This is a genomic window from Ferrigenium sp. UT5 (assembly GCF_045866295.1).
In the GTDB taxonomy this organism is placed as follows: domain Bacteria; phylum Pseudomonadota; class Gammaproteobacteria; order Burkholderiales; family Gallionellaceae; genus Sideroxyarcus.
In genome coordinates this window covers 25,689-49,317 of the sequence record NZ_BAAFRY010000016.1, presented here as the reverse complement: position 1 = coordinate 49,317, position 23,629 = coordinate 25,689, and the positions used below count along the sequence as shown (strand labels likewise).

The 23,629-nt window shown below is 59.6% G+C and carries 28 protein-coding genes; 17 read left to right on the top strand and 11 right to left on the bottom strand.

From position 1 onward, the window contains the following. Positions 1–40: 40 nt before the first annotated feature. From ACKTSJ_RS07625 to ACKTSJ_RS07580, 10 genes are all read right to left on the bottom strand, one after another. Positions 41–340, bottom strand: a complete 300-nt coding sequence (locus ACKTSJ_RS07625; protein WP_407898965.1) for an EscU/YscU/HrcU family type III secretion system export apparatus switch protein — start codon at positions 338–340, stop codon at positions 41–43. Beyond that, complete coding sequence (locus ACKTSJ_RS07620) at positions 337–1,326, bottom strand: flagellar hook-length control protein FliK (protein ID WP_407898963.1); 990 nt, start codon at positions 1,324–1,326, stop codon at positions 337–339. The genes ACKTSJ_RS07625 and ACKTSJ_RS07620 overlap by 4 nt, the downstream gene beginning before the upstream one ends. A 22-nt stretch (positions 1,327–1,348) precedes the next feature. Beyond that, positions 1,349–1,669: a flagellar protein FliT gene (locus tag ACKTSJ_RS07615; RefSeq protein WP_407898961.1), complete on the bottom strand. Its 321-nt coding sequence runs from the start codon at positions 1,667–1,669 to the stop codon at positions 1,349–1,351. Between the two features lies 1 nt (position 1,670). Continuing rightward, positions 1,671–2,129, bottom strand: a complete 459-nt coding sequence (gene fliS / locus ACKTSJ_RS07610) for a flagellar export chaperone FliS (RefSeq protein ID WP_407898959.1) — start codon at positions 2,127–2,129, stop codon at positions 1,671–1,673. A 10-nt stretch (positions 2,130–2,139) separates the two neighbouring features. Then, complete coding sequence (gene fliD, locus ACKTSJ_RS07605; protein ID WP_407898957.1) at positions 2,140–3,606, bottom strand: flagellar filament capping protein FliD; 1,467 nt, start codon at positions 3,604–3,606, stop codon at positions 2,140–2,142. 194 nt (positions 3,607–3,800) lie between these two features. After that, positions 3,801–4,184 carry a flagellar protein FlaG gene (locus tag ACKTSJ_RS07600; protein WP_407898955.1) on the bottom strand — a complete coding sequence of 128 codons (384 nt, stop codon included), beginning with the start codon at positions 4,182–4,184 and terminating at the stop codon, positions 3,801–3,803. 65 nt (positions 4,185–4,249) lie between these two features. Then, entirely contained in the window at positions 4,250–5,734 is a 1,485-nt protein-coding gene (locus ACKTSJ_RS07595) for a flagellin (RefSeq protein ID WP_407898953.1), read from the bottom strand. A 135-nt stretch (positions 5,735–5,869) separates the two neighbouring features. Then, positions 5,870–7,504 (bottom strand): diguanylate cyclase, encoded by a 1,635-nt coding sequence (locus ACKTSJ_RS07590; RefSeq protein WP_407898951.1) that lies wholly within the window; start codon positions 7,502–7,504, stop codon positions 5,870–5,872. A gap of 79 nt (positions 7,505–7,583) precedes the next feature. After that, positions 7,584–8,216: a response regulator gene (locus ACKTSJ_RS07585; RefSeq protein WP_407898949.1), complete on the bottom strand. Its 633-nt coding sequence runs from the start codon at positions 8,214–8,216 to the stop codon at positions 7,584–7,586. An 11-nt stretch (positions 8,217–8,227) separates the two neighbouring features. Next, complete coding sequence (locus ACKTSJ_RS07580; RefSeq protein ID WP_407898947.1) at positions 8,228–9,736, bottom strand: ATP-binding protein; 1,509 nt, start codon at positions 9,734–9,736, stop codon at positions 8,228–8,230. A gap of 98 nt (positions 9,737–9,834) precedes the next feature. Here ACKTSJ_RS07580 and hisC point away from each other — a divergent pair, with 98 nt between their 5' ends. The 8 genes from hisC to ACKTSJ_RS07540 all read left to right on the top strand — a co-directional run bounded on the left by hisC (position 9,835) and on the right by ACKTSJ_RS07540 (position 15,389). Then, on the top strand, positions 9,835–10,926 hold the full coding sequence (gene hisC, locus ACKTSJ_RS07575; protein WP_407898945.1) for a histidinol-phosphate transaminase: 1,092 nt from the start codon (positions 9,835–9,837) through the stop codon (positions 10,924–10,926). A 102-nt stretch (positions 10,927–11,028) separates the two neighbouring features. Next, positions 11,029–11,616, top strand: coding sequence for an imidazoleglycerol-phosphate dehydratase HisB (gene hisB / locus ACKTSJ_RS07570; protein ID WP_407898943.1), 588 nt, complete (start codon positions 11,029–11,031; stop codon positions 11,614–11,616). Between the two features lie 136 nt (positions 11,617–11,752). Next, positions 11,753–12,469: an imidazole glycerol phosphate synthase subunit HisH gene (gene hisH / locus ACKTSJ_RS07565; RefSeq protein ID WP_407898941.1), complete on the top strand. Its 717-nt coding sequence runs from the start codon at positions 11,753–11,755 to the stop codon at positions 12,467–12,469. A 25-nt stretch (positions 12,470–12,494) separates the two neighbouring features. Next, positions 12,495–13,256 (top strand): 1-(5-phosphoribosyl)-5-[(5-phosphoribosylamino)methylideneamino]imidazole-4-carboxamide isomerase, encoded by a 762-nt coding sequence (hisA, locus tag ACKTSJ_RS07560; protein ID WP_407898940.1) that lies wholly within the window; start codon positions 12,495–12,497, stop codon positions 13,254–13,256. A 159-nt stretch (positions 13,257–13,415) separates the two neighbouring features. Continuing rightward, complete coding sequence (gene hisF / locus ACKTSJ_RS07555) at positions 13,416–14,174, top strand: imidazole glycerol phosphate synthase subunit HisF (protein ID WP_407898938.1); 759 nt, start codon at positions 13,416–13,418, stop codon at positions 14,172–14,174. A gap of 117 nt (positions 14,175–14,291) precedes the next feature. Continuing rightward, positions 14,292–14,681 carry a phosphoribosyl-AMP cyclohydrolase gene (gene hisI, locus ACKTSJ_RS07550; protein WP_407898937.1) on the top strand — a complete coding sequence of 130 codons (390 nt, stop codon included), beginning with the start codon at positions 14,292–14,294 and terminating at the stop codon, positions 14,679–14,681. A gap of 30 nt (positions 14,682–14,711) precedes the next feature. Beyond that, positions 14,712–15,035 carry a phosphoribosyl-ATP diphosphatase gene (locus ACKTSJ_RS07545; RefSeq protein WP_407898935.1) on the top strand — a complete coding sequence of 108 codons (324 nt, stop codon included), beginning with the start codon at positions 14,712–14,714 and terminating at the stop codon, positions 15,033–15,035. 3 nt (positions 15,036–15,038) lie between these two features. Then, positions 15,039–15,389 carry a histidine triad nucleotide-binding protein gene (locus tag ACKTSJ_RS07540; protein WP_407898933.1) on the top strand — a complete coding sequence of 117 codons (351 nt, stop codon included), beginning with the start codon at positions 15,039–15,041 and terminating at the stop codon, positions 15,387–15,389. Positions 15,390–15,446: 57 nt separating this feature from the next. Here ACKTSJ_RS07540 and ACKTSJ_RS07535 read toward each other — a convergent pair whose 3' ends face one another. Beyond that, positions 15,447–16,604 carry a Do family serine endopeptidase gene (locus ACKTSJ_RS07535; protein WP_407898931.1) on the bottom strand — a complete coding sequence of 386 codons (1,158 nt, stop codon included), beginning with the start codon at positions 16,602–16,604 and terminating at the stop codon, positions 15,447–15,449. A gap of 36 nt (positions 16,605–16,640) precedes the next feature. Between ACKTSJ_RS07535 and ACKTSJ_RS07530 the strand changes: the two genes are divergently transcribed. The 9 genes from ACKTSJ_RS07530 to ACKTSJ_RS07490 all read left to right on the top strand — a co-directional run bounded on the left by ACKTSJ_RS07530 (position 16,641) and on the right by ACKTSJ_RS07490 (position 23,590). Further along, entirely contained in the window at positions 16,641–17,387 is a 747-nt protein-coding gene (locus ACKTSJ_RS07530) for a Nif3-like dinuclear metal center hexameric protein (RefSeq protein ID WP_407898929.1), read from the top strand. 202 nt (positions 17,388–17,589) lie between these two features. After that, complete coding sequence (locus ACKTSJ_RS07525; protein ID WP_407898927.1) at positions 17,590–18,021, top strand: c-type cytochrome domain-containing protein; 432 nt, start codon at positions 17,590–17,592, stop codon at positions 18,019–18,021. 225 nt (positions 18,022–18,246) lie between these two features. Continuing rightward, the gene (petA, locus tag ACKTSJ_RS07520; protein ID WP_407898925.1) at positions 18,247–18,909 is read left to right on the top strand and encodes a ubiquinol-cytochrome c reductase iron-sulfur subunit; all 663 of its coding nucleotides are present in this window, start codon (positions 18,247–18,249) and stop codon (positions 18,907–18,909) included. Then, positions 18,906–20,144, top strand: coding sequence for a cytochrome bc complex cytochrome b subunit (locus ACKTSJ_RS07515; protein ID WP_407898923.1), 1,239 nt, complete (start codon positions 18,906–18,908; stop codon positions 20,142–20,144). The genes petA and ACKTSJ_RS07515 overlap by 4 nt, the downstream gene beginning before the upstream one ends. 19 nt (positions 20,145–20,163) lie before the next feature. Next, entirely contained in the window at positions 20,164–20,895 is a 732-nt protein-coding gene (locus ACKTSJ_RS07510) for a cytochrome c1 (protein WP_407898921.1), read from the top strand. A gap of 127 nt (positions 20,896–21,022) precedes the next feature. Further along, positions 21,023–21,622: a glutathione S-transferase N-terminal domain-containing protein gene (locus ACKTSJ_RS07505; protein WP_407898919.1), complete on the top strand. Its 600-nt coding sequence runs from the start codon at positions 21,023–21,025 to the stop codon at positions 21,620–21,622. Positions 21,623–21,628: 6 nt separating this feature from the next. Then, positions 21,629–22,024: a ClpXP protease specificity-enhancing factor gene (locus ACKTSJ_RS07500; RefSeq protein WP_407898917.1), complete on the top strand. Its 396-nt coding sequence runs from the start codon at positions 21,629–21,631 to the stop codon at positions 22,022–22,024. Positions 22,025–22,248: 224 nt separating this feature from the next. After that, positions 22,249–22,944 (top strand): bifunctional 2-polyprenyl-6-hydroxyphenol methylase/3-demethylubiquinol 3-O-methyltransferase UbiG, encoded by a 696-nt coding sequence (gene ubiG / locus ACKTSJ_RS07495; RefSeq protein ID WP_407898915.1) that lies wholly within the window; start codon positions 22,249–22,251, stop codon positions 22,942–22,944. Then, on the top strand, positions 22,937–23,590 hold the full coding sequence (locus ACKTSJ_RS07490; RefSeq protein ID WP_407898913.1) for an HAD family hydrolase: 654 nt from the start codon (positions 22,937–22,939) through the stop codon (positions 23,588–23,590). Before ubiG ends, ACKTSJ_RS07490 begins: the two co-directional genes overlap by 8 nt. The last annotated feature ends 39 nt before the right edge of the window (positions 23,591–23,629 follow it).

The following is a 23,629-nucleotide window of genomic DNA, read 5'->3' as shown; positions in this document are numbered from 1 at the left end:
GGCTGAACCTGGATTGAGGCGTGTGTGCGGATGATAACGGCTAGCGCGGCGGGGCAGAATGATGAATAGCGGGGATTTCTGCCTGCTCCAATCGGTATAGCCAGGCCAGCAGTTCGGCCACTGCCAGATACAGCGCGGGCGGAATGTGCTGATCCAGCTCGACCTGCATCAGCAGCGCGACCAGTTCTTCCGATTCGTGCACATAGATGCCGTGCTGATGGGCGCGCTCGATGATGGCCTGTGCAATCAGGCCGCGCCCGCTGGCTACCACCCGGGGCGCGCTTTCGCCGTTGCGATAAGCGAGGGCGACCGCCATCTGGCGCTTGGCGAGGTCGCTCATGCTGCCGCTTCCGGCAGATGCCGGATCAGGGTTTGCAGCACCGGTACGCCGCGCGCCTTGAGGGCGGAAACCAGTTGCGTGCTGGCCGTTTCCAGAATCTGTGTCGCCTGCGCCCTGGCCGTGTCGATCTCGAAGCTGACCGCAGTGCCATTGAAACGCAGGCGCGCATGGATGCCACCCAACGCGGGCAGTTCAAGATGCAAGGCGGTGACCCATTGTTTTTCTGCGGGCGCGGCCGGCGGCTGTGCGGCTTCTTCGCCGACTTCCCAGCGCATCTCCTGTTCCGGCCATGCCCATCCTTGCCACACCACCTGCTTGTTCTCCAGCGCATGCAGTTGTTGCTGCACGATGGCCTGTAACTGTTCCGGGATGGTGCTCGTGCGGGGTGCTGCGCCAGGATCGGCTGGTGCAGTCGGGTTGGCCAACTGATTGTGCGGTTCCTGCAACAGTTGCGGCGTGCTGCGCGTGCCGGCAATCCACTGCGCCTGGTGCGATTCGTAAAAAAGACCGCTATGACTCAATGCCTGATGCAGCCGTTCGGCCAACTGCACGGGGTCCGGGCTGCCGTTCGTACCGATCCACAGCGGCGCACGCTGCGCGGCCGGCACATAGTCCTGGCGTACCGGCAGTTGCGCCAGCGACGACAGCAGGCGCGCGGCGGAACCGAGCTGTTCCGAGGTGGAAAGCGGATTGCTGGAGGCGGCCAGCGAAAAGGTCAGGCGCGGCTGCAGCGACAGCACCTGGAGCGCGATCAGGTCGCCGCTGCGGACAAAGGCGGGCAACTGCATTTGCACCATGCGCTGGGCAATGCGAACCTGGAACACGCCGGGAGCGACCTGCGCCTGGACAGTTGCCTGGATTTGCTGCCCGACTTCGAGTTTGAGGGTGGCCGCCGGGTTTTTCTGGTCCGGTGTAACCGCGATCAGCGGTTTATCGGGAGACGCAAAGCGGTTGAGCGCGGCAGTAAGGAGGTCGGCGGGCAGCATGGGCGCATTGCCGTGGCAAGGCTCAACCTTGCGCCAGATAGGCCTGTTGCAGGCGTTGTTCGCTGCGCGCGCTGTGCATGATCTGTTCCAGTTGGCGCATCCACGGCTCGGTCTTTTCCCGGATCGCCTTGTCGTCAGCCAGCATCTTGCGGATGAGATCGGCTTTTTGCCGGCGAACCGACTCGTCGGCGGGAATCCCGTCGCGCGGTTTGAGCCGGGCCAGTTGTTGCGCGCACGTGCGTTCAAGCGCAATCAGCGCGTCCCATTCCCCGCGGGCGGCAGCCTCCCGCATTCTCCCGGTGAGGGTGGACAGGTGCTGATACTCTGCAATGACCGGGTCCATATCACGCTCTTCCATAGACCAGCGCAGCGGGTTTGCTGGGGGCAGGCATTACCACTCGGGGCGCCGGCGTGCTCGGCTGTTGTTTGATGCCTTCCCAGGCGCTTTTCAAGTCGTTCAACAGGTTCGCCACCTCATCCAGCGCTTGCATATCATTATTCACGTTGGCAGCGAGCAACCGTCTGCTCATGTATTCGTACAGAGACGAAAGATTCTGCGCCAGTTCGCCGCCGACTTTTTTGTCCAGGCTGGCATTCAACCCGTCTTCAATGATTGAAATCGCCTTGGAAATCGCCGCCCCCTTGGCTGCCGCATCCTTGCGCATCATGCCGTTTTTGGCATTGGCGATTGCCAGCAGCGCGCCCTGATATAGCATGGCAATCAGCTTGTGCGGGTCGGCAGAAATAACGCCGGATTCGATCCCGACGGTTGCGTAGGCTTTGATCGCTGTGGTGGCGTTCATGCTTGTTCTCCTATCCTAAATTGCTGAGTTGAGATAATTGCTGGGTCAAGAAGACGCTGGTCCGATTCATGCTGCTCAACATGACATCCAGCGCGGTAAATTGGGCGCGATAACGTTTTTCGATGGCCAGCAGCCGATTTTCGAGAGCATCGCGGCGACGGCCAATATCAGTGATGGTTTGTCCAATCCCGTCGGTCCGTCCCGCCAGTGCACCATTGTTGGATAGCACGGACTTGATCCAGGTATCAAAGGAAGACAGATAGCCTTTGTCGCCGGTGAACAACGTGGCGATCTCGTTGAAATTTCCGCTTATGGTGCGATCAAGTTTGGTTGGGTTGACAGCCAGTTTGCCGTCCGGCTGGATGGTTATGCCGATGTCTGTCAGGGTGCGCAACGCGCTGCTCGAATTGCCCGTCGCCGTGTTCAGTAAAGTGCGCAGTTGGGTCTGCAAGGTGCGCACCGTGCTGTCGCCTTGCAGAATCGCTCCGGTCTTGGTGGCCGGATCGTAAGCGGATAACGTGTTCAATACGCCAGACACGTCGTTGTAGGCTTTGACAAATGCGGAAATTGAGTTGTTCAGCGTTGTGGTGTCGCGCGTGACGGACAGCGTGACCGGTGTGTTGACTGCGGTCTCCTTGTTCAGGGTGAGCGTGACGCCCTGAATGACATCGGATACGGTATTGGTCGATTTGCTCACGGCGACGCCGTCCACCTTGAGATTGGCATTGCGGGCGGAGACGGTTTCGGCCAGATTTTGCCCGGCAGCGGGGTCGTAGCCCAGCAAATTGGCGATTGCGGCGTCGCCGCTGACCGTAATCTTCATGCTGTTCGCCGCTCCTGGATTATCGGAGGACAGCGCCATGCGATACGGCGTGGCACTGCCGTCGTTCACCAGGGTCGCGGTGACGCCCAGTTGGGCGACATTGATTGCGTCCCGAATCCCCGCTAGGGTGTTGTTGCTGCTATCAATGGTCAGGGTCTTGGCCGTGCCACCCTGGCTGGTGAAAGTGGCCCCCGTGTAGGAACCGCCCGTTCCGGTATTGGCATCATATGCGGTGAATGTTCCACCGCTGATGCTGCCCAGATCAAAACTGATGGTCGTGGTCGCGCCGGTACCGATGGCATCGGTCAGACTGGTTTGGCCGGTGGCGATCAGTTTTTGCGCCTGCGCCAGGCTGGTCACTTCCACGGCGTACGTACCGGCTGCTGCGATGCTGGTCGTTGAAGCGGTCAAAACGGAGGCGTCGGAGACGGTCGCCTTCAACGCCTGGAATTTGGCAACACTGTTCAGTCCCTGCAGGGCGGTTTGAAACCCGGAAACCGCTCCTTTAATGCTGCCGTAGGCGGAAAGCTGGGCCTGAAATCCGGCTTCCCGCGTATCAAGTTGATTGATCGGCCGCCGCTCGACCGCCATCAACTGCGTCACGATGCTGTTCACATCGAGGTTTGTCGTTGAGGTTGTCGCTGAAGTTGCCATGATTTTTCCTGGAAGCCTTTCTTCTTGCGCGTTGCAACTCGAATTTTTGCCGGATGAATTTTTGCCGGATTTTGACCCGGCATGTCGGACTAAACCCCGACCTGTGAAAAGCACGCCTCCCGCAGGTCGGGATTCATTCCGACGTTCAAACTGTACAACCCAACGCAAAAGCCAAATCCCCGATTAGCCGGGGATCAAGCCTCCTGTTTCAATAACAAGCCCTGCTGCACCTGGTCGATGGCGCGTGAAATCGCCAGCATTTCCTCGGTCGGATATTGGCGGATGACATCGCCGGTTTCTCCATCCGTCAGCTTGAACACCTGTTTGTTGGTGCTCTCGTCGATACTGAATTCCAGATTCTTGTTGGATTGTTTCAGTGCCTGGTTGATCGTATCTACAGCACGCTGGGTCTGTTCGGCTGATAATTGCGGCTCCACGGCTGCCGATTTTGAGGAAACCGCCGGGGAATCAGGTAACCCCAAAGGTTGGGTGACAACTGCGATATCAGCGGGCGCCTCGCGGGTGGGCCTGGCGGGCGGCGCAGCTTGAGCCGGGTTGCCGACATTCTGGATGAGCATTTTGCCTCTCCTTCAGTTTGCATTCCCGACCGGTTGCCCGGCCGGGAACATTTCAACTCACCGGCTTACCGCAACAGGGTCAGAACCGTGTTCGGCAACTGGTTCGCCTGCGCCAGCATCGCCGTACCCGCTTGTTGCAAAATCTGGTTGCGGGTCAGTTGTGCGGTTTCCGCGGCGAAGTCGGTATCCTGAATCCGGCTGCGGGATGCGGTCAGATTTTCCGATGTGGCAGCCAGGCTTGAGATCACCGACTCGAAGCGGTTCTGCACCGCACCGAACGTGCTGCGCAGGGTGCTGACTGCGGTGAGGGCGGCATCGATCCGCTGGATCGTCGAATTCGCGGCATCCACGGTCAGTACACTTTGCGTGGCAAGGGTCGTCGTATCCTTCGAGATCGTGTTGGCCTGCCCGATATCGGCGAATTGACCGGTCATCGTGATGTTCTCGGTGGCGCTCAAGTTAATCGTGCCGCGGAGCGTACCTTCCTGTGTCACGTCAACACCTGTGCCGCTGCCCGCCACGCCTCCCACGCCAGCGCCCGGTGTTCCCAGGTTGACCGTTTCGGCGACGACGATGTTGCGTCCATCGACACTGTTCAAGGATAGATTGCCGCCGGAGAAATTGGCCGACACGCCGGTGGTGTTGGAGAACAGGTTGATCTGGGCTGCCACATCGCTGCCGGTGAGCGAGCCGCCGTTACCCAGTGTCTGCGCATTGTAAATGGCCGTTCCGTTGACCGTCAGCGAGTATGTGCCCGCAACAAAAGCAGGATCGCCGCCGGCCGTGCTGTCCGTAGCGCCGGTGATCGTGCTGAAAGCGGCGCTGCTGGAATTGGTCGCTGTGGCCGTCAATCCGGTGACCCCCGCAGCATTGATGGCATTGACCTTGGCGAATGCGCTGTCTGCAGTCTGCCCGGATGCGGTTCCGGCGACCGATGCACCCACGGCGAGCGCGGTGCCGGACCCGATCGCAATGGTCAACCCGCCGTCGGTCAGGGCATTGGCCGTCACGGCAGTACCGGTGGCCGTGGCAATCTGGCCGATCTGGTTGGTGCGCATGCTGGTGGTCAGATTGACGGAGATGGTTTCGCCCACGTTCGATCCAATCTGGAAGGCGGCATTGCCGAACGAACCATCGAGAATCTTGCGCCCGTTGAACGAGGTTTGCACCGCAGTGCGGTCGATCTCGGCCAGGCGTTGTTGCACTTCCAGGTCGAGCGCGGCACGGTCCGAGGCCGAGTTGGTGGCATTGGCGGATTGCACCGCCAGTTCGCGGATCCGTTGCAGGTTGTTGGTCAGCTCACCCAAAGCGCCTTCGCCGGTTTGAGCGAGTGAAATCCCGTCGTTGGCATTCCGCGCCGCCTGATTGAGGCCGCGAATCTGCGTCGTGAAACGCTCGGAAATCGCCAAACCTGCCGCGTCGTCCTTTGCGCTGTTGATGCGCAAGCCGGAAGACAGCCGTTGCAGGGAAGTCTGCAATGCACTCTGCGAACTGTTCAGGTTGCGTTGTGCATTCAGCGACGCGATGTTGGTATTGATGATTGAAGGCATTTTATTCTCCTTGATCTGATTCACTCACACGGCAAAGTGCCGTTTACGCTGGCTGTTTGCAAATGCACAGCAACCACCGTTGAACCAGTTATCGGAGCGCGCCGGGAAAACTTTAGGGAAATTTGAGGGGTGCGGTCAGGCGGCCGTAACCACGCGGTTCTTGCCGGCCTGTTTGGCCTGATACATGGCCTTGTCGGCCCGGCCGATGAGGTCTTCCTGGTCTTCGTTCTCCCCGCGCAGAGCAACCCCGGCGCTAAAGGTGACCAGCACGCGCTCGTTGTCATGCAGGAAGAATTTCTTGGTCAGGTCGCGTTGCAGGCGCTGGATGGCTTCGACCGCAGCTTGCAGAGATGTGTCGGGCAGGATGACCACGAATTCCTCGCCGCCATAGCGTCCCACGGCATCGGTCGGGCGTAGTGTTTCCTTGATGACCTGGGTCAGGTGGGTGAGGGCGCGGTCGCCGGCCTGGTGTCCCAGGGTGTCGTTCAGTTTCTTGAAATTGTCGATATCGAGGAGGGCAACGCTCAACGGGGTCCGGTTGCGGTCCGCGCGTTTGAGTTCGACATCGATGGCTTCATCCAGGCCGCGTCGGTTCAGGGCGCCGGTGAGCTGATCTTCGCGCACCAGTTCGCTGACCTGCATCAGTTCCTGTTCCAGTTCCTTGATCCGGCCTTCCGCTTCGTCCGCCTGTTTCTTGGTGATGAGCAATTCCTCGTGCGAGCGCAGGGCGCTGGCCTGGATGACGCGGGTGTCCTGCATGATGTCGTCCAGCAGGTGGCTGAGATCGGTCAGATTGTTGGTCTTGCTGATCTTCTGGCTGTAACCCTCGATCTTCTGGTGATATTCGCCGGTGCTCTCGGTCAGGTTGCCGAGACGGTCGATGAATGTGGTCATCAGGCTCTTCAGGGTGGTCTTCGCATCGGTCAGGCTTTGCTTGAGCGCGCCTTGCTTGATGATGGCGTCACGCAGACTGCGCTCGGCATCCGCGATGGCGCGCCGGTCCAGCGGCTGGGCGATGATTTCCTGCAAGGCGCTGATCTGGCCGTGCACCCACTCGTCATCCGATACCAGTTCGCTCACATTCTCGACCAGCAGGCGCAACAGGCGCAACAATCCTTCCTGTATCTTGACCTTGTCGCCGCCGCGCAGTTCGAGCTTGAGCCAGAACTGGCGCAGCGGTTTGGCCAGTTCGTTGATGCGCGCCGGATCGGTCGTGGCGCGGACCTGGGCGGCCAATTGCCGGATTTCATCGGCCAGCTCCGGGTGTGAGGTCAGGGTGTTTTCCAGCGACTGGGCCAGCAGTTCGCGCAATTGCTGCAGGATGGCCGGACTGTCCGGTTCGCCGCCCGGGGTTTTGATCTGGGGAGAGGCTTCGTCCGGCAATGCGGCGACCAACTCGTTGCTGCCGGCCCCCGCCGTGCCCCACGACTGCTGCAATCCGTCGAGTTTTTCGAACAGGACTTCGGGTTTTGCGGCAAAACGGTTGAGGACGACTTCGATGCCGTCTTTTTTGCGGCCGAGGGTGATGCCTTTGTGCGCGGTATCGAGTTGGCGCAACACGTTGCGGATCAGTTTCGCCCAATCCAGTGACGCGGCTGCGGCTGCCTGCGGTGCGGATTCGCCGCCCAGTTCCCGATATACGCGGGCGAAATTTTCCGGCGTGGGCGGCAGGTGGCGTTCACCCAGCAAGCGTATGGTCTCGCGCGCGAACTCGGTCGGATTTTTGTGGTGGCTCATGATGGCGGCATTCCTGCGTTCGTTCTTCGGCATGGATTATCGGTCAGCCCGGAGCGGTCAAAGCGGCGAACAGATGCCGACTCGTGCCGTAAATCGTCTGTTCGGAGGCCGCTCAATCGATCAGGTGGTTGCTGATCGCGTAGTGAATGGCCTCGGCATTGGTCTTCAGCTTCATCTTTTCCAGCAGCCGCAGGCGATAGACGCTGACGGTCTTCGGGCTGAGCGACATGATCTCGGCCATTTCGCTCAACTTTTTGCCTTGTCCCAGCAGGCACAGCGTCTGATACTCGCGGTTGGAGAGGGTCTGGTGCGCGAGTTCCTGATAGCCCTGCGACAGGCCGTTTGCCAGTTGCTGGGCCAGTTCGTTGCTGATGTATTTCTTGCCCTGGGCGACCTGGCGGATCGCGGTGACCAATTGCGCCGGCGCACTTTGCTTGTTGAGATAGCCGGCGGCGCCGGTCTTCATCGAGCGCAGCGCATATTGCTCTTCCGGGTGCATGCTGAGGATCAGCACCGACAATTCGGGGTGGAGGCTCTTGATCTGTTTCAACACATCGATGCCGTGCTTGTCCGGCATGCTGATGTCGAGCAGCACCACGTCATAGTGGTTTTCCCGGATCATGGCGAGCGCCTCCATCCCACTCCCGGCTTCTCCGCTGACCCGCATGTCGTCGGTGTCGTCCAGCAGCTGTTTCAAGCCGCGGCGAATCAGTTCGTGGTCATCGGCAATCAGTACTTTGATCATGCTGTGCTTCCTCAATCGAACAGAACCTGTTGCAGGTCGGGCGGGTTGGCATCGCCGTTCTGGCACGGCAGCTGCACCGACAGGGTGGTGCCCTGGCCGGGTACGCTATGCAGCCTGGCTTCGCCGCCGAAATGGGCGACCCGCTCGAAGATGCCGCGCAGGCCGAACGAGCGCGGTTTGGCACGGTCCGCATCGCGGATGCCGCGGCCGTTGTCGCCCACCGTCAGTTCGATCCGGTCGTCATGGCAGGCGAGCGCGATGCTGACCCGGGTTGCCTCCGCGTGTTTGGTGATATTGGCCAGCGCTTCCTGAAAGATGCGGAACAGCGAAATCGCGATGCGCGGCGACAGTTTCATGGCGTCGTCGTTATGCTCGAATGCGTAAGGGATCCCGCTGCGCTGCGAGAACTCCTGCGCCTCGTTTTCGATCGCGGCGACGATGCCGAAGGTGTCCAGCGCGCTGGGGCGCAGGCTGCGCGAAATGTTGCTCGCGGCACGGGTGCATTTGTCGATAAGCGACTCGATATCCCTGACTTTGCGTTCCAGTTTTGGCGCGTCTTTCAGGTGGCTGGACAGCCATGCGACGTCGAGCTTGGTGGCGGTGAGCAGGCTGCCCAGATCGTCATGCACCTCGCGCGCGATGGCGATGCGTTCCTGTTCGCGCGCGTCTTCGATGTGGGCGGAAAGTTCATGCAGGCGCTGTTGCGACTGCAGCAGTTCGGCGGCCGTCAATTTGCTTTGCGTGATGTTGAGCATGATGCCCTCCCACAAAACACAGTCTTCCGCCCGGCGCGGACTGCAGCGCAGGTTGATCCACTTGATCTCGCCGTTGGGCGGGGTCAGCAGGCGCCCTTCCCAGTTCCAGAAGGTGAGGTGTTCGGCGGAGTACAGCATGCTGGCGCGGTAGCCGGCGGCATCCTCCGGGTGCAGCATGCGCTCGAACAGGCCGGGCTCTGCCGTGAGTTCCTGGGACTCGACGACCAGCAGCGGCTGGCAGCCCTCGCTGACATAGGGGAACGTGATTGCGCCGTGCGCATCAAGCCGGATCTGGTAGGCCATGCCCGGCAAGTCGGCGATGAAGGCGTGCATGCGCGCCTGACTTTCCTGCAGGGCGGACTGGGCGTTGCGGTAGTTGCGGCGAATGCGCGCCTGGTGCAGATTGTGTTCGATGGAGGGGGTCAGGCGATTGAGACTGCCCTTGAGAATGTAATCATCCACGCCGGCACGCATGGTGCGCAGGATCGTCTCCTCGCGCAGTTCCCGCGCCAGCAGCAGGAAGGGGATATCCAGATCGAGGTGGCGCAACAGGCTTAATGCCGCCAGCCCGCCGAAACAATCGCCGTCATCGCTGCACAGGATCACATCGAACGTGGCGCCGGTCAGCGCCCGCCGCATACCGGCCTCGTCCCGGACGCGGGTGGGCTGCACCGTGTATCCGGCGGCGGCGAGTTTGGCCAGGATGCTTGCGGCATCTTCGTCGGCGCACTCGACCAGTAATACCCGAAGTTCCTTGTTTGACATGGGGCGGCTCTTTTTATGGAGTGCGGATTATAGGCGGCATGTGCGCCAAATCGCCAGAGTGCGGTAGAATGCGGCACGATTATCGCAGTTGTCCATTCATGTCTTCCGCCCGCACTTCTGTCCTGCCAGCGCGTCTGATTCGCCCGGAGATCCAGGCGCTTGATGCCTATCACGTTCCTCCCGCCCGTGGCATGCTCAAGCTGGACGCAATGGAAAATCCCTATCCGTTGCCGCAACCCCTGCGCGACGAGATCGCACGCGCGGTGGCGGATGCGGAGATCAACCGTTATCCGGATGCGGGCGCGCAACAACTGAAGGCCGCCATCCGCAAAGTGGTGGACCTGCCAGACGGCATGGACATCCTGCTCGGCAACGGCTCGGACGAGATCATCCAGTTGCTGGCACTGGCCGTGGCCAAACCAGGTGCGGTCCTGATGAGCGTCGAACCGTCGTTCGTGATGTACCGCATGATCGCCATTTTTGCCGGGATGCGCTATGTTGGTGTGCCGCTGCGGGAAGATTTCTCGCTCGATCCGGAGGCGATGCTGGAGGCCATCCGGCGCGAGCAGCCGGCGCTGGTGTTTCTGGCTTACCCGAACAATCCGACCGGCAATCTGTTCGACGCGGCAACGGTGCATCGCATCATCGCCGCAGCCCCCGGACTGGTGGTGGTGGATGAGGCTTACTATGCCTTTGCCAGCCACAGTTTCATGGGGCAACTGGCGCAGTATGAAAATCTGCTGGTGATGCGCACGTTCTCGAAACTGGGGATGGCGGGCTTGCGTCTGGGCTTCCTGGCAGGTGCTGCCGCCTGGTTGAGCCAGTTGGAAAAACTGCGCTTGCCGTATAATGTCGGCGTGTTGCCGCAGGTGGTGGCGACGCGGTTGCTGGCGCACCACGGCGTGCTGCTGGCGCAGGCAACACGCATCAGGCAGGACCGTGCCGCACTGCTGCAGGCGCTGACATCCCTCCCGGGCGTACAGGCGTATCCCAGCGAGGCCAATTTCATCCTGTTCCGCATCGCCAGGGCGACCGCGCTGTTCGAAGGATTGAAACGACGCGGTGTGCTGATCAAGAACCTGGACGGCGGCCATCCGGCATTGCTGGACTGTTTGCGGGTCACGGTGGGCACGGCGGAAGAAAACGAGCGATTCATCGCGGCATTGCAAGAAAGTTTGCGCGATGAATAGCGAGTTTCGGTGGAGACTAACCTTCAGGTTATGTCGTAACCAAAACGAACGGTTTATAACCGCATTGCAGGACACGATTAACTCACTCGCATAAGGCGAATCATGCGTAGCGCAAAAGTCAGCCGCAACACCCTGGAGACCCAAATCGCGGTCGAGCTGAATCTCGACGGTACGGGCAAGGTCCGGTTGAGTACGGGCCTGCCTTTTCTGGAGCACATGCTGGATCAGGTGGCGCGGCATGGACTGCTCGATCTGGATATCCAGGCCAAGGGCGATCTGCACATCGATGCCCACCACACGGTGGAAGACATCGGCATCACGCTGGGCCAGGCCTTTGCGCAGGCGGTCGGCGACAAGAAGGGCTTGCGCCGCTACGGACACGCCTACGTGCCGCTGGACGAAGCCTTGTCGCGGGTGGTGCTGGACATCTCCGGGCGTCCGGGGCTGACGTTCAATTGCCGCTTCACCCGCGCCACGATAGGCCAGTTCGATACCGAGCTGTTCCATGAATTCTTCCAGGGTTTCGTCAATCATGCCCTGGTCACCTTGCACATCGACAATCTGGCAGGCGAGAACGCACACCATCAGGCCGAGACCATCTTCAAGGCCTTCGGGCGCGCGCTGCGTGTCGCGCTGGAAATCGATCCGCGCATGGCGGGTGTCATGCCATCGACCAAGGGTTCCCTGTAATTTCAAAACATGCTTTTGGCCACGGATAAACACGGATGTTCACGGATTCTCGGCGCGTCAATCCCGCCGGTTTTGTTGCGCGGGTTTGGGGCCGGGGTGCGCCCTGTTCCCGGGCGGATATTTACAAGGTGTCAGCATGACTGAAGTGGCCATCGTCGATTACGGCATGGGCAATCTGCGCTCGGTGTATCAGGCCGTGCGCAAGGTTGCGCCGCAGGCGGCGGTGCGCGTTACCGACAACGCCCAAGTCATCGCCGCCGCCGGGCGCGTGATCTTTCCCGGGCAGGGCGCGATGCCGGATTGCATGCGCGAGATGGATGCGCGCGGCTTGCGCCAGGCCGTGCTGGATGCCGCGCGCAACAAGCCGTTTCTCGGCATCTGCATCGGTCTTCAGATGCTGTTCGAGCACAGTGCCGAGGGCGAGGTGCCGGGGCTGGGCGTGCTGCCGGGCAGGGTGGCGCGTTTCGCCCATGACCTCAGGGATGCACAGGGCAACAAGCTGAAGGTGCCGCATATGGGCTGGAACCAGGTGCGTCGAGGGGTTAATCCTCAACTCCCGCAGGGAGGTGAGACGCTAGCCCTTCCCACCAGCGGGGGGAAGTTGGAAGGGGGGGGCACGCATGAGCATCCGTTGTGGAGCGGCATCGCGCAGGATGCGCGTTTCTATTTCGTGCACAGTTATTACGTGCAGCCTGCCGATGCATCGCTGGTGCAGGCCAGCAGCGATTACCCGCAACCTTTTACCTGCGCGGTGGCGCGCGACAGCCTGTTCGCCGTGCAGTTTCACCCGGAGAAAAGTGCGGCAGCCGGTTTGCAGCTGCTGCACAATTTTATCCACTGGAATCCCTTGTAATCCTCTCTAACTCATCGTTCATATCATGGATATTTCGACACTTATCATTCCCGCGATCGATTTGAAGGACGGCCAATGCGTGCGTCTGCGCCAAGGCGAGATGGAAGGGGCGACGGTGTTTTCCGACGACCCGGCGGCGATGGCCAGACACTGGCTGGAACAGGGTGCGCGCCGCCTGCACCTGGTGGACCTGAACGGCGCGTTTGCGGGCAAACCGAAGAACGAAGCGGCCGTGCGCAGCATCGTCGAGGCAGTCGGCGGCGAAATTCCGGTGCAACTGGGCGGCGGCATTCGCGATCTGGAAACCATCGAGCGTTATCTTGATCTTGGCCTCAGTTACGTCATCATCGGTACGGCGGCGGTCAAAGTCCCGGGCTTTCTGCATGAGGCGTGCGACGCGTTTCCCGGTCATGTCATGGTCGGCCTCGATGCCAAAGGCGGCAAAGTGGCGGTGGACGGCTGGTCCAAACTGACCGGGCATGATGTGGCCGATCTGGCCAAGCGTTTCGAAGGCTACGGCGTCGAAGCCATCATCTATACCGACATCGGCCGCGACGGCATGATGACCGGGGTCAATATCGAGGCGACGGTGGAACTGGCGCGGCCGCTGTCGGTGCCGGTCATTGCCAGCGGCGGAATCACCAATCTCGACGACGTGCGCAAGCTGTGCGCGGTGCGTGCCGAGGGCATCACCGGCGCAATCACCGGCCGCGCCATCTACGAAGGCACGCTGGATTTCAAGGCGGCGCAAGCCTTGGCGGATGAGCTGACCGACCTCAAGGTGTGATTGAGATGCAGAAGCAAACCTTTGCACCACAGAGACACAGAGACACAGAGAGAGACCAAATACATCAATCGAAACCACGAGACGATAGGCAAGGGTTAAGGTTTTCTCTGTGTCTCTGTGTCTCTGTGGTGAGTGGTTTTGAATCTTTGGAGCATTCCAATGCTCGCTAAGCGCATTATTCCTTGTCTGGATGTGACGGCTGGCCGGGTGGTCAAGGGCGTCAGCTTCGTCGAACTGCGCGATGCCGGCGACCCGGTCGAGATTGCCCGGCGTTACGATGAACAAGGTGCGGATGAGCTGACCTTTCTCGATATCACGGCCAGTTCCGACGATCGCAGTATTATTTTTCACATCATCGAAAAAGTGGCGGAGCAGGTGTTCATTCCCCTGACCGTCGGCGGTGGCGTGCGCGAAGTGCAGGACGTGCGCAATCTGCTCAATGCCGGCGCGGACAAGGTCAGCATCAACACCTCGGCGGTGACCAACCCGCAACTGGTGGCGGATGCGGCGCGGCGCTACGGTTCCCAATGCATCGTGGTGGCGATCGATGCCAAGCAAACCGCGCCCGACAAGTGGGAGGTGTTCACCCACGGCGGACGCCGTGCCACCGGCCTCGACGCGGTGGAGTGGGCGCGCAAAATGCAAACGCTGGGGGCGGGTGAGATTCTGCTCACCAGTATGGACCAGGATGGACAGAAGCGCGGTTTCGACTTGGCGCTCACGCGCGCGGTGACCGATGCGCTGGAAATCCCGGTGATCGCCAGCGGCGGTGTGGGCAACCTGCAACATCTGGCGGATGGCGTCAAGATCGGCGGCGCGGATGCGGTGCTGGCCGCCAGCATCTTCCACTTCGGCGAATACACCGTGCAGCAGGCCAAGCAGTTCATGGCGCAGCAGGGCATCGAGGTGCGGTTGTGAATTTGAAGACTCATTTGCCACGGAGAATACAGAGCTTGCAGACAAAACCTGCTGAACTGATGTGTTGATCGAATTTCTCTGTGCTCTCTGTGTGCCCTGTGGTTGATTTGGAGTGTTATGACTGAAACATGGTTAAACAAAGTGAACTGGTCGGCAGACGGGTTGGTTCCCGCTATCGCGCAGGATGCGGCAAGCGGACGCGTGCTGATGGTGGCATGGATGGACCGCGAAGCGCTCAAGCGCACGGCCGAAACGGGCGAGGCCATATACTGGTCGCGTTCGCGCAGGAAGTTGTGGCACAAGGGCGAAGAGTCCGGCCATATCCAGAAGGTGCAGGAGATCCGTCTGGATTGCGATGCCGATGTGGTTCTGCTGCAAGTCGAGCAACAGGGCGGCATCGCCTGCCATACCGGACGGGCGAGCTGTTTCTACAGCAAACTGGTGCACGGGGAGTGGGTCGAGGTCGATGCGGTGTTGAAAAATCCGGACGAGATTTACAAAAGATGATTTTCCCGCGGTCGCGGGGGGGAGCAAGAAATGAGCGGCGATATTCTGCAACGCTTGACCGAAACGCTGGAGTCGCGCAAAAGTGCGGCGCCGGACTCGTCTTACGTCGCGCGGTTGTTTAGCAAGGGCGATGATGCCATCCTGAAAAAAGTCATCGAGGAAGCGGGCGAAGTGCTGCTGGCGGCCAAGGAAGGTGACCCGGCGCATCTGGTGTACGAAGTGGCCGATCTGTGGTTTCACAGCATGGTGCTGTTGGCGCAACATGGCCTGACAGCGGACGCCGTATTGCTGGAACTGGCGCGGCGCGAGGGAATTTCCGGGATCGCCGAAAAAGCGGCACGCAAGCAGGAGTGAAAAATGAGTGACAATTGTCTGTTCTGCCGGATCGCGCGCGGCGAGATTCCCAGCCGCAAGGTGTATGAGGACGATGACGTCTTCGCTTTCCACGACATCCATCCGGTCGCACCGGTGCATTTCATGCTGATCCCCAAGCTGCACGTCGTGTCCTTGCTGGAGGCAGACGCGGGACAGCAAGCTTTGCTGGGCAAGATGCTGCTACTGGCGGCAAAGCTGGCGCGCGAGCAGGGGCTCAACACCGGATTTCGCACGGTGATCAACAGCGGTACCGGGGGCGGACAGGAAATATTTCACCTGCATGTCCACGTCATCGGCGGCGGTATCCTCCCGCCGATGGTCAGACGCGATTAAGTGAATTTATAGGGATTGTTGCTGCGCTTTGCTACGGTAGCACGGCAAGCGGGAAATCTACTGCGCTTTCGGCTTGGGCCGCTTTCCCACTTTGACCTGCACCACCACTTCACCCTGATTCCGCAATAGCCGCAGGGCAACCGGATTGCCGGGTGGCAGCGCCGAAATGATCTCCAGCATCGACGCGGAATCAATCATCGTGTTATCCCCGATGCCGATCAGGATGTCGCCCGGCTTGATGCCGGCCTTGTCGGCGGGGCTGCCGCGCATGATTTCCGAAATCAAGACGCCTTGGGCATCGTTCAGCTTGAAGGATTCTGCCAGTTCCGGCGTCATGTCCTGCACCGCGACGCCGATCCAGCCGCGGGTCACGGAGCCGTTCTGGATGATCTGCTCCATGACTTTTTTCGCAGTGGAAACCGGGATGGCGAAGCCAATCCCGAGCGATCCGCCATTCGGCGAATAGATGGCGCTGTTGATGCCGAGCAGGTTGCCTTCCGCATCGACCAGCGCGCCCCCGGAGTTGCCCGGGTTGATGGCGGCATCGGTCTGGATGAAGTTCTCGAACGTGTTGAGGCCGAGGTGGTTGCGCTTGAGCGCGCTGACGATGCCCATCGTCACGGTCTGGCCCACGCCGAAGGGATTGCCGATGGCCAATACGATGTCGCCGACATGTGCCGCTTCAGCGCTGGCAAAAGTGATGGCAGGCAGGGTGTCGCCCGCCTCGATCTTGATGACGGCCAGGTCGGTTTCCGGGTCGGTGCCAATGATGTGCCCCTTGGCTTTGCGACCGTCCGCCAGCGCAACCTCGATCTGGTCAGCCGATTCGACGACGTGGTGATTGGTCAGAATGTAGCCGTCATTGCTGACGATCACCCCGGAACCCAGGCTGGAATTCTGTTGCGGCACGCCTTCTTCGAATTCGTCACCAAAGAAAAAACGGAAGCGCGGGTCATCCATGAAGGGATGCGCGGGCTGCTTGACCTCGCTGGTGGTGTAGATGTTGACGACGGCAGGCATTACTTTTTTTGCGGCACGGCTGAAGCCGATGCCGATCACCTCGCCGGTCGTGTCAGGCGGTTCCTCCTGATACAGGGTAACCACGCCATTGCGCGTGACGGACGGCAGCAGGGTCGGCTTGAGCGTGTGGATGACAAACAGCAGCGCCAGCACGATGGTGGTGGCTTGGGCGAACAAGAGCCAGAATTTGCGCATGATATGATCCAACAGTGCGGTGAATGAGGGGCGGCCATGCAGTTAAAGGAGTTGCGCGATTATATCGGAACTGAACTCGGAAGCGACCGTTTTAAGGATTACTGTCCGAACGGTTTGCAGGTCGAGGGCAAGGCCGAGGTGGTCCGCATCGCAACCGCGGTGACGGCTTCGCAGGCTGTGCTGGAAGCAGCTAGCAACTGGGGGGCGGACGCACTCATCGTTCATCACGGCTACTTCTGGCGCGGCGAAAGCGCCCCCATCACGGGTATCAAAAAGCGCCGTATTGCCCATCTGCTCCGGCATGACATCAGTCTGCTCGCCTATCACCTGCCGCTGGATGCGCATCCGGTGCTGGGGAACAATGCGCAATTGGCCCGCCTACTCGGTTTTGCCGAGCTCGGACGATTTGGTGAACAGGAGCTTGCCTGCCACGGGGTATTGTTGCAGCCGCAACCGCTGGGGGTTCTGGTGCGGCGTCTGGCCCAAGAATTCAAGCGTGCGCCGCAAGTGATCGGGAATCCGGCAGTCGAAGTGACGAGGATTGCCTGGTGCAGCGGGGCCGCCCAGTCCTATTTTCCTCAAGCGGTGGACTTGGGGGTGGATGCCTTTCTGACGGGCGAGATATCCGAGCAGAACGTTCATGTCGCCGAGGAAAGCGGAGTTGCCTTCATTGCCGCAGGCCACCATGCCACGGAAAGATATGGCATTCAGGCGCTCGGACAGCATCTGGCCAGCCGGTTCGCAATCGAACATCAATTCTTTGATCAGAAAAACCCTGTATGAAGCTCTGGAATGTTAATTACCGCGTTGCATTGTGCAAAAGCGTTGCGTACTATTCGCCCGTCATTTTGTAACACTTTAGGCTTAACCCGTTTAGGGTGTTCGTATACCCGGAGCCTGTTAATGGGGCAGCGCCATTCAGCTGCAAGCTATGTCTTGCTTGGGTTTGTGCAGAATCATCAGGGCATATCAGGAGGAAATGAGTATGAAGATCGTAACTTTGTTGGGCGGGGGTGCTTTACTGGCTTTCTCCATTGGTTCATATGCGGCTGAAGCGGCTTTGGCCCCGGCACAAAGTGCCATCAACGTGTTGCAATCCGGAGAAGTCAGTTACCAGCGTGATGTCGAGCCCATCCTGATCGATTATTGTGTCAGCTGCCATCATCCTTCTCCCACGGCCAAGGGCTATGCCAAGAGCGGTCTGGATCTCACTTCATACGAAGGGTTGATGAAGGGCACGAAGTTCGGCAAGGTCGTGATCCCCGGCGACAGCGAGGCCAGCACCTTCACCAAACTGCTGACCGGCACCAACCGAGGGTTGAAAATGCCGATGGGGTTGAATGCCGGCGGCACGCTGGATCGCCAGTACATTTTGACCTTGCGCAAATGGGTCAAACAGGGCGCAAAGAACAACTAATGAATCACTCAATAAGAAGAACAACCGGAGTTGTCCTGGTCGAACGCGGAGTCTGATTGTTTCGCGTGTGCAGCAAGTATGGGGTTGAATGGGGAGTCAACCCTGCGTGTCTGAAAAAAATAATCCAGACGGCGCGTTGCCATCTTCCTTGCCTGACGATCGATGCGGCAATCTGAATTGCCGATGTCGGTTTTTGTGTAACGTATGACGAAAGGGACGAGAGTCATGACAGAGAATGTGGATCACAGCAAGCGACGGATGCTGATTGCTGCAACGACTGCCGCCGGAGGCGTTGCGGCAGCCGGTGCAGCAGTACCGTTCGTATTGAGTTTGATGCCGAGTGAACGTGCCAAGGCGGCAGGCGCTCCGGTTGAAGTGGATATCGGTGCGATCGAACCCGGCAGCATGATCAGCGTGGAATGGCAGGGCAAGCCGGTCTGGGTCGTGCGCCGCACCCCGGCGATGCTGGAGTTGCTGGGCAAGCACGATGAGGCGCTGGTGGACCCTGCATCGGAAATGCCGCAACAGCCGGATTATTGCAATAATAAAACTCGTTCAATCAAGCCCGAGGTGCTGGTGGTGCTTGGGGTTTGCACGCATCTGGGATGTTCTCCGACTTTCCGTCCCGAAGTCTCCCCTGCCGATCTCGGCGCAAACTGGGCGGGTGGCTGGTTCTGCCCGTGCCACGGTTCGCGTTTTGACCTGGCGGCACGCGTGTACAAGGGCGTGCCGGCGCCGACCAATCTGATCATTCCGCCGCACAAATACCTGAGCGAGACCCGCCTGTTGATTGGTGACGACAGTCAAAGCCCTTCCTCCGTGCCTGATCGGAAGTTGAGTGAAAACAGTCCGTTGAACGGTAGTGATCGCAAAGGGGTCGCAGCATGATGAACCTTCTGACCAAACTGATCGGCTGGATCGATGCGCGCTTCCCGTTGATCTCGACCTGGAAAGCGCATGCTTCCGAATATTACGCGCCGAAGAACTTCAACTTCTGGTACTTCTTCGGTTCGCTGGCCCTGCTGGTGCTGGTGATCCAGATTGTATCCGGCATATTCCTGACCATGAATTACAAACCGGATGCATTGTTCGCCTTTGCTTCCGTCGAGTACATCATGCGCGATGTGCAATGGGGCTGGATCCTGCGCTACATTCACTCCACCGGCGCCTCGATGTTCTTCGTGGTGATCTATCTGCACATGTTCCGCGGCATGATGTACGGTTCTTACCGCCAGCCGCGCGAACTGCTGTGGATCATCGGCATGATCATTTATCTGGCGCTGATGGCGGAAGCTTTCATGGGCTACCTGTTGCCGTGGGGGCAGATGTCGTTCTGGGGCGCCCAAGTGATTGTCAACCTGTTCTCGTCAGTGCCGTTCATCGGTCATGATCTCGCCATCCTGATCCGGGGCGACTTCGTGGTGTCCGACGTCACGCTCAACCGCTTCTTTGCGCTGCACGTGGTTGCGATCCCGCTGGTGCTGGTGCTGATTATCGTGGCGCACCTGGTCGCCCTGCACGAGGTTGGGTCCAACAATCCGGACGGCGTCGAGATCAAGAAGCACAAGGATGCGAACGGCCATCCGCTGGATGGCATCCCTTTCCATCCCTACTACACCGTGAAAGACGGGGTGGGCGCGGTGGTGTTCCTGATGATCTTTGCGGCCATCATCTTCTTCTCGCCGGAAATGGGCGGGTATTTCCTGGAAGATAATAACTTCGTCCCGGCCAATCCGATGAAGACACCGGAGCATATCGCCCCTGTCTGGTACTTCACGCCATACTACGCAATCCTGCGTGCGGTACCGCCCATGTTCGGTTCGCAGTTCCCGGGAGTGGTGGCGATGGGGATTGCCACCGTGGCGTTCTTCTTCCTGCCGTGGCTGGATCGCGGCAAAGTGAAGTCGATCCGCTATCGTGGCACGATCTACAAGTCGTTTCTGGCTGCATTCGTGGTGAGCTTCGTCGGTCTGGGCTATCTCGGCCTGATGCCGGCGACCCCCACATATACCCTGATCTCGCGCATTTTGTCTGTCGTGTACTTCGCATTCTTCATCCTGATGCCCTGGTACACCCGCATCGACAAGTGCAAGCCCGAGCCAGAGCGTGTGACGTCCAAATAATTGAGAGAGGTTCGTTGACATGAATGCAATCAAGAAAATAGGCATGCTGGTATTGCTGGTCGCCCTGCCGGCATTGGCGAGCGCCAGCGGTGCTGCGGTTCAGTTGGACAAGGCACCGGTCAATCTGCACGATCAGGCTTCGTTGCAGCGCGGGGCAAAGTTGTTCACCTCGCGCTGTCTTGCCTGCCACGCGGCCAGTTACATGCGCTATAACCGTTTGCGCGATATCGGCATGAGCGAAGAGCAGATCAAGGCGGAACTCGAGTTGCCGGAAGACGTGAAAGTCGGTTCGACCATGCAGGCCGCGATGGACAGTAACTCGGCCAAGCTGGCGTACGGGGTCGCGCCTCCGGATTTAAGTGTGATCGCCCGTTCGCGCAGTGCTGATTGGCTGTACACCTACCTGCGCAAATTCTATGTGGATGAGAGCCGCCCCAGCGGCTGGAACAACACGGTCTTCCCCAATGTGGGGATGCCGTTTGTGCTGGCAGACCTGCAAGGCGAACAACACGCTGAAGTCGAGCAACACGAGGGCCACGAAATCAAGAAACTGGTGGTGAAAACACCGGGTTCGATGCAGCCGGCCGAATACGACAGTGCGATCGCCGATCTGACCAATTATCTGGTGTACATGGGCGAACCGGCCAAGCTGGTGCGTCACCAGATCGGCTGGATCGTGCTGGGTTTCCTGTTCATTCTGTTTTTGCTGTTGTTCTCCCTCAAAAAGGAAATCTGGAAGGATCTGCATTAAGCGGATTGAATTCGAGAGCGGGTTTGTGGTAATTTGCGCTCCGCTTTCATGAGTGCCAATACGGCGGGGCTCATTGCCCCGCCGTTTGGTTTTTAATGCAATACTTTGATTTTCAGGTACTTAATTTATGATGACACTTTATTCCGGGACAACGGATCCCTACAGCCATCGGTGTCGTTTTGTCTTGTTTGAAAAAGGCATGGACTTCGAAGTGATCGATGTTGATGTGTTCAACATGCCGGAAGATCTGGCGGTGATGAATCCATACAACCAGGTTCCGGTGCTGGTCGAACGCGACCTCATTTTGTACGAAGCCAACATCATCAACGAGTATATCGACGAGCGTTTCCCGCATCCGCAACTGATGCCGCCCGATCCGGTCATGCGTGCGCGTGCCCGTTTGTTCCTGCACCGCTTTGAACAAGAGTTGTTTTGCCATATCGCGGGACTGGAAAGCAATAACGCCAAGGTCAATGAAAAGGCGCGCGAGGCCGTCCGGGCCAACCTGACCCAGATTGCCCCGATTTTCGGCAAGCAGAAATTCATGCTGGGTGACGAATTCTCGATGCTTGATGTGGCCATCGCCCCCTTGTTGTGGCGTCTCGAACATTACGGGATCCATCTCGACAAGGAGGCGACCCCGCTGATGAAATACGCCGAGCGCCTGTTTTCGCGGCAAGGCTTCATCGAGGCGCTCACGCCGGCCGAAAAAGCCATGCGCAAGTAATTGGGCATGACAACCGGACCTGCCACCAAACCCTATCTGATCCGCGCCATCTACGAATGGTGTACCGATTCCGGTTTTACCCCATATCTGGCGGTGCAGGTGGATGACTACACCCAGGTGCCCAAGGCTTACGTCAAGGAGGGCAGAATCGTTCTGAATATCGGGGCGGACGCAGTGAAGAATCTGCACCTCGGGAATGAGGATATCACCTGTAGCGGACGCTTCGGCGGGGTGGCGCACCAGATCATCGTGCCGGTTGCCGCCGTCGTGGGCATCTTTGCCAAGGAAAACGGTCAGGGCCTGGTGTTTCAAGCATCGCAGACTGTTTTGCCAACGGTTGACGGAGCGGACGGACCGCTCTCACCGACGCCGGGGAAACCCAAACTGACCATCGTCAAGTAAGCAATGGCGTGGTCTCACCCAGAACGGAACATGCCCGGACTGGTTCGAAAATATGCAGTGCAGCGCTAAGACGCCGACTTCGTTGCAGCACCCTGATTTAACATATCCATCAGATCGACGCGATCCGCCAAGCGCATCATGCGCCTTGTCTCTATTTGGAATTTCTTTCAATTCGGCGCGGTTTTGCTATATTCCACATGCACCTTCATGAAGAGTCAATCAACATGTCCAACGCCGACCCTATCGAACTGGAAAAATTCTCGCAACTCGCCCACAAGTGGTGGGACCCGAACAGCGAATTCAAACCGCTGCACGAGATCAACCCGTTGCGACTGGCTTATATCGACGGCATCGCCAAGCTGTCCGGCAAGACCGTGCTGGACGTGGGCTGCGGCGGTGGCATCCTGAGCGAAGCGCTGGCGGATGCGGGCGCGACGGTAACGGGCATCGACCTCGCCGACAAGTCTTTGAGCGTTGCCAAGTTGCATCTTCTGGAAAGCGGCAAGCAGGTCGAATACCGCAAGGTCGCGGTCGAAGCGCTGGCCGAAGAACGTCCAGCCTCCTTCGACGTGGTGACCTGCATGGAAATGCTGGAGCACGTGCCCGATCCCGCGGCCGTGGTCGCCGCCTGCGCGCAACTGGTCAAACCGAACGGCCACGTATTCTTCTCCACGCTGAACCGCAACCCGAAGTCTTATCTGTTCGCCATCATCGGCGCGGAATACGTGCTCAACCTGTTGCCGCGCGGCACGCACGACTACGCGAAATTCATCAAACCCTCGGAACTGGCGCAATGGTGCCGCGCTGCGGGGCTGGAGGTAACCGAGGTGACCGGCATGAGCTATAACCCGCTGGACAAGTCCTATGCGCTCGGACGCGACACGAGCGTCAACTATCTGCTCGCCAGCCAACGTGGTTGATGCCGTCCTTTTCGATCTCGATGGCACTTTTGCCGACACCGCACCCGATCTGGGCGAGGCGCTGAACCATGTCAGGGCACTGCGCGGTTTTGCGCCGCTGCCGCTCGAAGTCATCCGCCCGCAAGCCTCGCACGGCTCGCGCGGCCTGCTCAATCTGGGGCTCGGGCTCGAACCCGGCGCTCCCGACTACGACAGTTTGCGCGACGCCTTTTTGCAACACTACGCGGCGCACTTGTGCGACCGCACCCGGCTGTTCCCGGGCATGGCGGCGCTGATCGAGGAACTGGAGGAACGCGACCTGCCCTGGGGCATCGTCACCAACAAGCCGCACCGCTACACCGTGCCGCTGATGGAAAAACTGGGGTACGCCACGCGGGCGGCGTGCCTGGTCAGCGGCGACACCTGCAACGAGGCCAAACCGCATCCGCAGCCGCTGTTGCACGCGGCGGAACTGATGGGCGTCGAAGCAAAACGCTGCCTGTACCTCGGCGATGACCTGCGCGACATGCAGGCCGCGCAGGCCGCCCAGATGATCGGCATCATTGCCGCCTACGGCTACCTCGCTGCCGGCACCGACCTCCGTGCCTGGCCTGCCGCCGGCAGCGTGCAAACCCCGTTTGCCCTGCTGCGCTACCTGACCCTGTGATCCCCGGTATGATGTCCGCAACCACAAGGGGCATGGCGA

What these genes read in the sequence shown, in the direction of transcription:
- ACKTSJ_RS07590 (WP_407898951.1), bottom strand. Translation starts at nt 7,504, where the DNA reads ATGCCGAAGAACGAACGCAGGAATGCCGCCATCATGAGCCACCACAAA.
- ACKTSJ_RS07505 (WP_407898919.1), top strand. Translation starts at nt 21,023, where the DNA reads ATGATGACACTTTATTCCGGGACAACGGATCCCTACAGCCATCGGTGT.
- ACKTSJ_RS07515 (WP_407898923.1), top strand. Translation starts at nt 18,906, where the DNA reads ATGATGAACCTTCTGACCAAACTGATCGGCTGGATCGATGCGCGCTTC.
- ACKTSJ_RS07530 (WP_407898929.1), top strand. Translation starts at nt 16,641, where the DNA reads ATGCAGTTAAAGGAGTTGCGCGATTATATCGGAACTGAACTCGGAAGC.
- ACKTSJ_RS07540 (WP_407898933.1), top strand. Translation starts at nt 15,039, where the DNA reads ATGAGTGACAATTGTCTGTTCTGCCGGATCGCGCGCGGCGAGATTCCC.
- ACKTSJ_RS07620 (WP_407898963.1), bottom strand. Translation starts at nt 1,326, where the DNA reads ATGCTGCCCGCCGACCTCCTTACTGCCGCGCTCAACCGCTTTGCGTCT.
- ACKTSJ_RS07545 (WP_407898935.1), top strand. Translation starts at nt 14,712, where the DNA reads ATGAGCGGCGATATTCTGCAACGCTTGACCGAAACGCTGGAGTCGCGC.
- hisF (WP_407898938.1), top strand. Translation starts at nt 13,416, where the DNA reads ATGCTCGCTAAGCGCATTATTCCTTGTCTGGATGTGACGGCTGGCCGG.
- ACKTSJ_RS07510 (WP_407898921.1), top strand. Translation starts at nt 20,164, where the DNA reads ATGAATGCAATCAAGAAAATAGGCATGCTGGTATTGCTGGTCGCCCTG.
- ACKTSJ_RS07625 (WP_407898965.1), bottom strand. Translation starts at nt 340, where the DNA reads ATGAGCGACCTCGCCAAGCGCCAGATGGCGGTCGCCCTCGCTTATCGC.
- hisI (WP_407898937.1), top strand. Translation starts at nt 14,292, where the DNA reads ATGACTGAAACATGGTTAAACAAAGTGAACTGGTCGGCAGACGGGTTG.
- ACKTSJ_RS07580 (WP_407898947.1), bottom strand. Translation starts at nt 9,736, where the DNA reads ATGTCAAACAAGGAACTTCGGGTATTACTGGTCGAGTGCGCCGACGAA.
- ACKTSJ_RS07600 (WP_407898955.1), bottom strand. Translation starts at nt 4,184, where the DNA reads ATGCTCATCCAGAATGTCGGCAACCCGGCTCAAGCTGCGCCGCCCGCC.
- hisA (WP_407898940.1), top strand. Translation starts at nt 12,495, where the DNA reads ATGGATATTTCGACACTTATCATTCCCGCGATCGATTTGAAGGACGGC.
- ACKTSJ_RS07615 (WP_407898961.1), bottom strand. Translation starts at nt 1,669, where the DNA reads ATGGACCCGGTCATTGCAGAGTATCAGCACCTGTCCACCCTCACCGGG.
- ACKTSJ_RS07535 (WP_407898931.1), bottom strand. Translation starts at nt 16,604, where the DNA reads ATGCGCAAATTCTGGCTCTTGTTCGCCCAAGCCACCACCATCGTGCTG.
- ACKTSJ_RS07500 (WP_407898917.1), top strand. Translation starts at nt 21,629, where the DNA reads ATGACAACCGGACCTGCCACCAAACCCTATCTGATCCGCGCCATCTAC.
- petA (WP_407898925.1), top strand. Translation starts at nt 18,247, where the DNA reads ATGACAGAGAATGTGGATCACAGCAAGCGACGGATGCTGATTGCTGCA.
- ubiG (WP_407898915.1), top strand. Translation starts at nt 22,249, where the DNA reads ATGTCCAACGCCGACCCTATCGAACTGGAAAAATTCTCGCAACTCGCC.
- ACKTSJ_RS07585 (WP_407898949.1), bottom strand. Translation starts at nt 8,216, where the DNA reads ATGATCAAAGTACTGATTGCCGATGACCACGAACTGATTCGCCGCGGC.
- fliS (WP_407898959.1), bottom strand. Translation starts at nt 2,129, where the DNA reads ATGAACGCCACCACAGCGATCAAAGCCTACGCAACCGTCGGGATCGAA.
- fliD (WP_407898957.1), bottom strand. Translation starts at nt 3,606, where the DNA reads ATGGCAACTTCAGCGACAACCTCAACGACAAACCTCGATGTGAACAGC.
- hisB (WP_407898943.1), top strand. Translation starts at nt 11,029, where the DNA reads ATGCGTAGCGCAAAAGTCAGCCGCAACACCCTGGAGACCCAAATCGCG.
- ACKTSJ_RS07595 (WP_407898953.1), bottom strand. Translation starts at nt 5,734, where the DNA reads ATGCCTTCAATCATCAATACCAACATCGCGTCGCTGAATGCACAACGC.
- hisC (WP_407898945.1), top strand. Translation starts at nt 9,835, where the DNA reads ATGTCTTCCGCCCGCACTTCTGTCCTGCCAGCGCGTCTGATTCGCCCG.
- ACKTSJ_RS07525 (WP_407898927.1), top strand. Translation starts at nt 17,590, where the DNA reads ATGAAGATCGTAACTTTGTTGGGCGGGGGTGCTTTACTGGCTTTCTCC.
- hisH (WP_407898941.1), top strand. Translation starts at nt 11,753, where the DNA reads ATGACTGAAGTGGCCATCGTCGATTACGGCATGGGCAATCTGCGCTCG.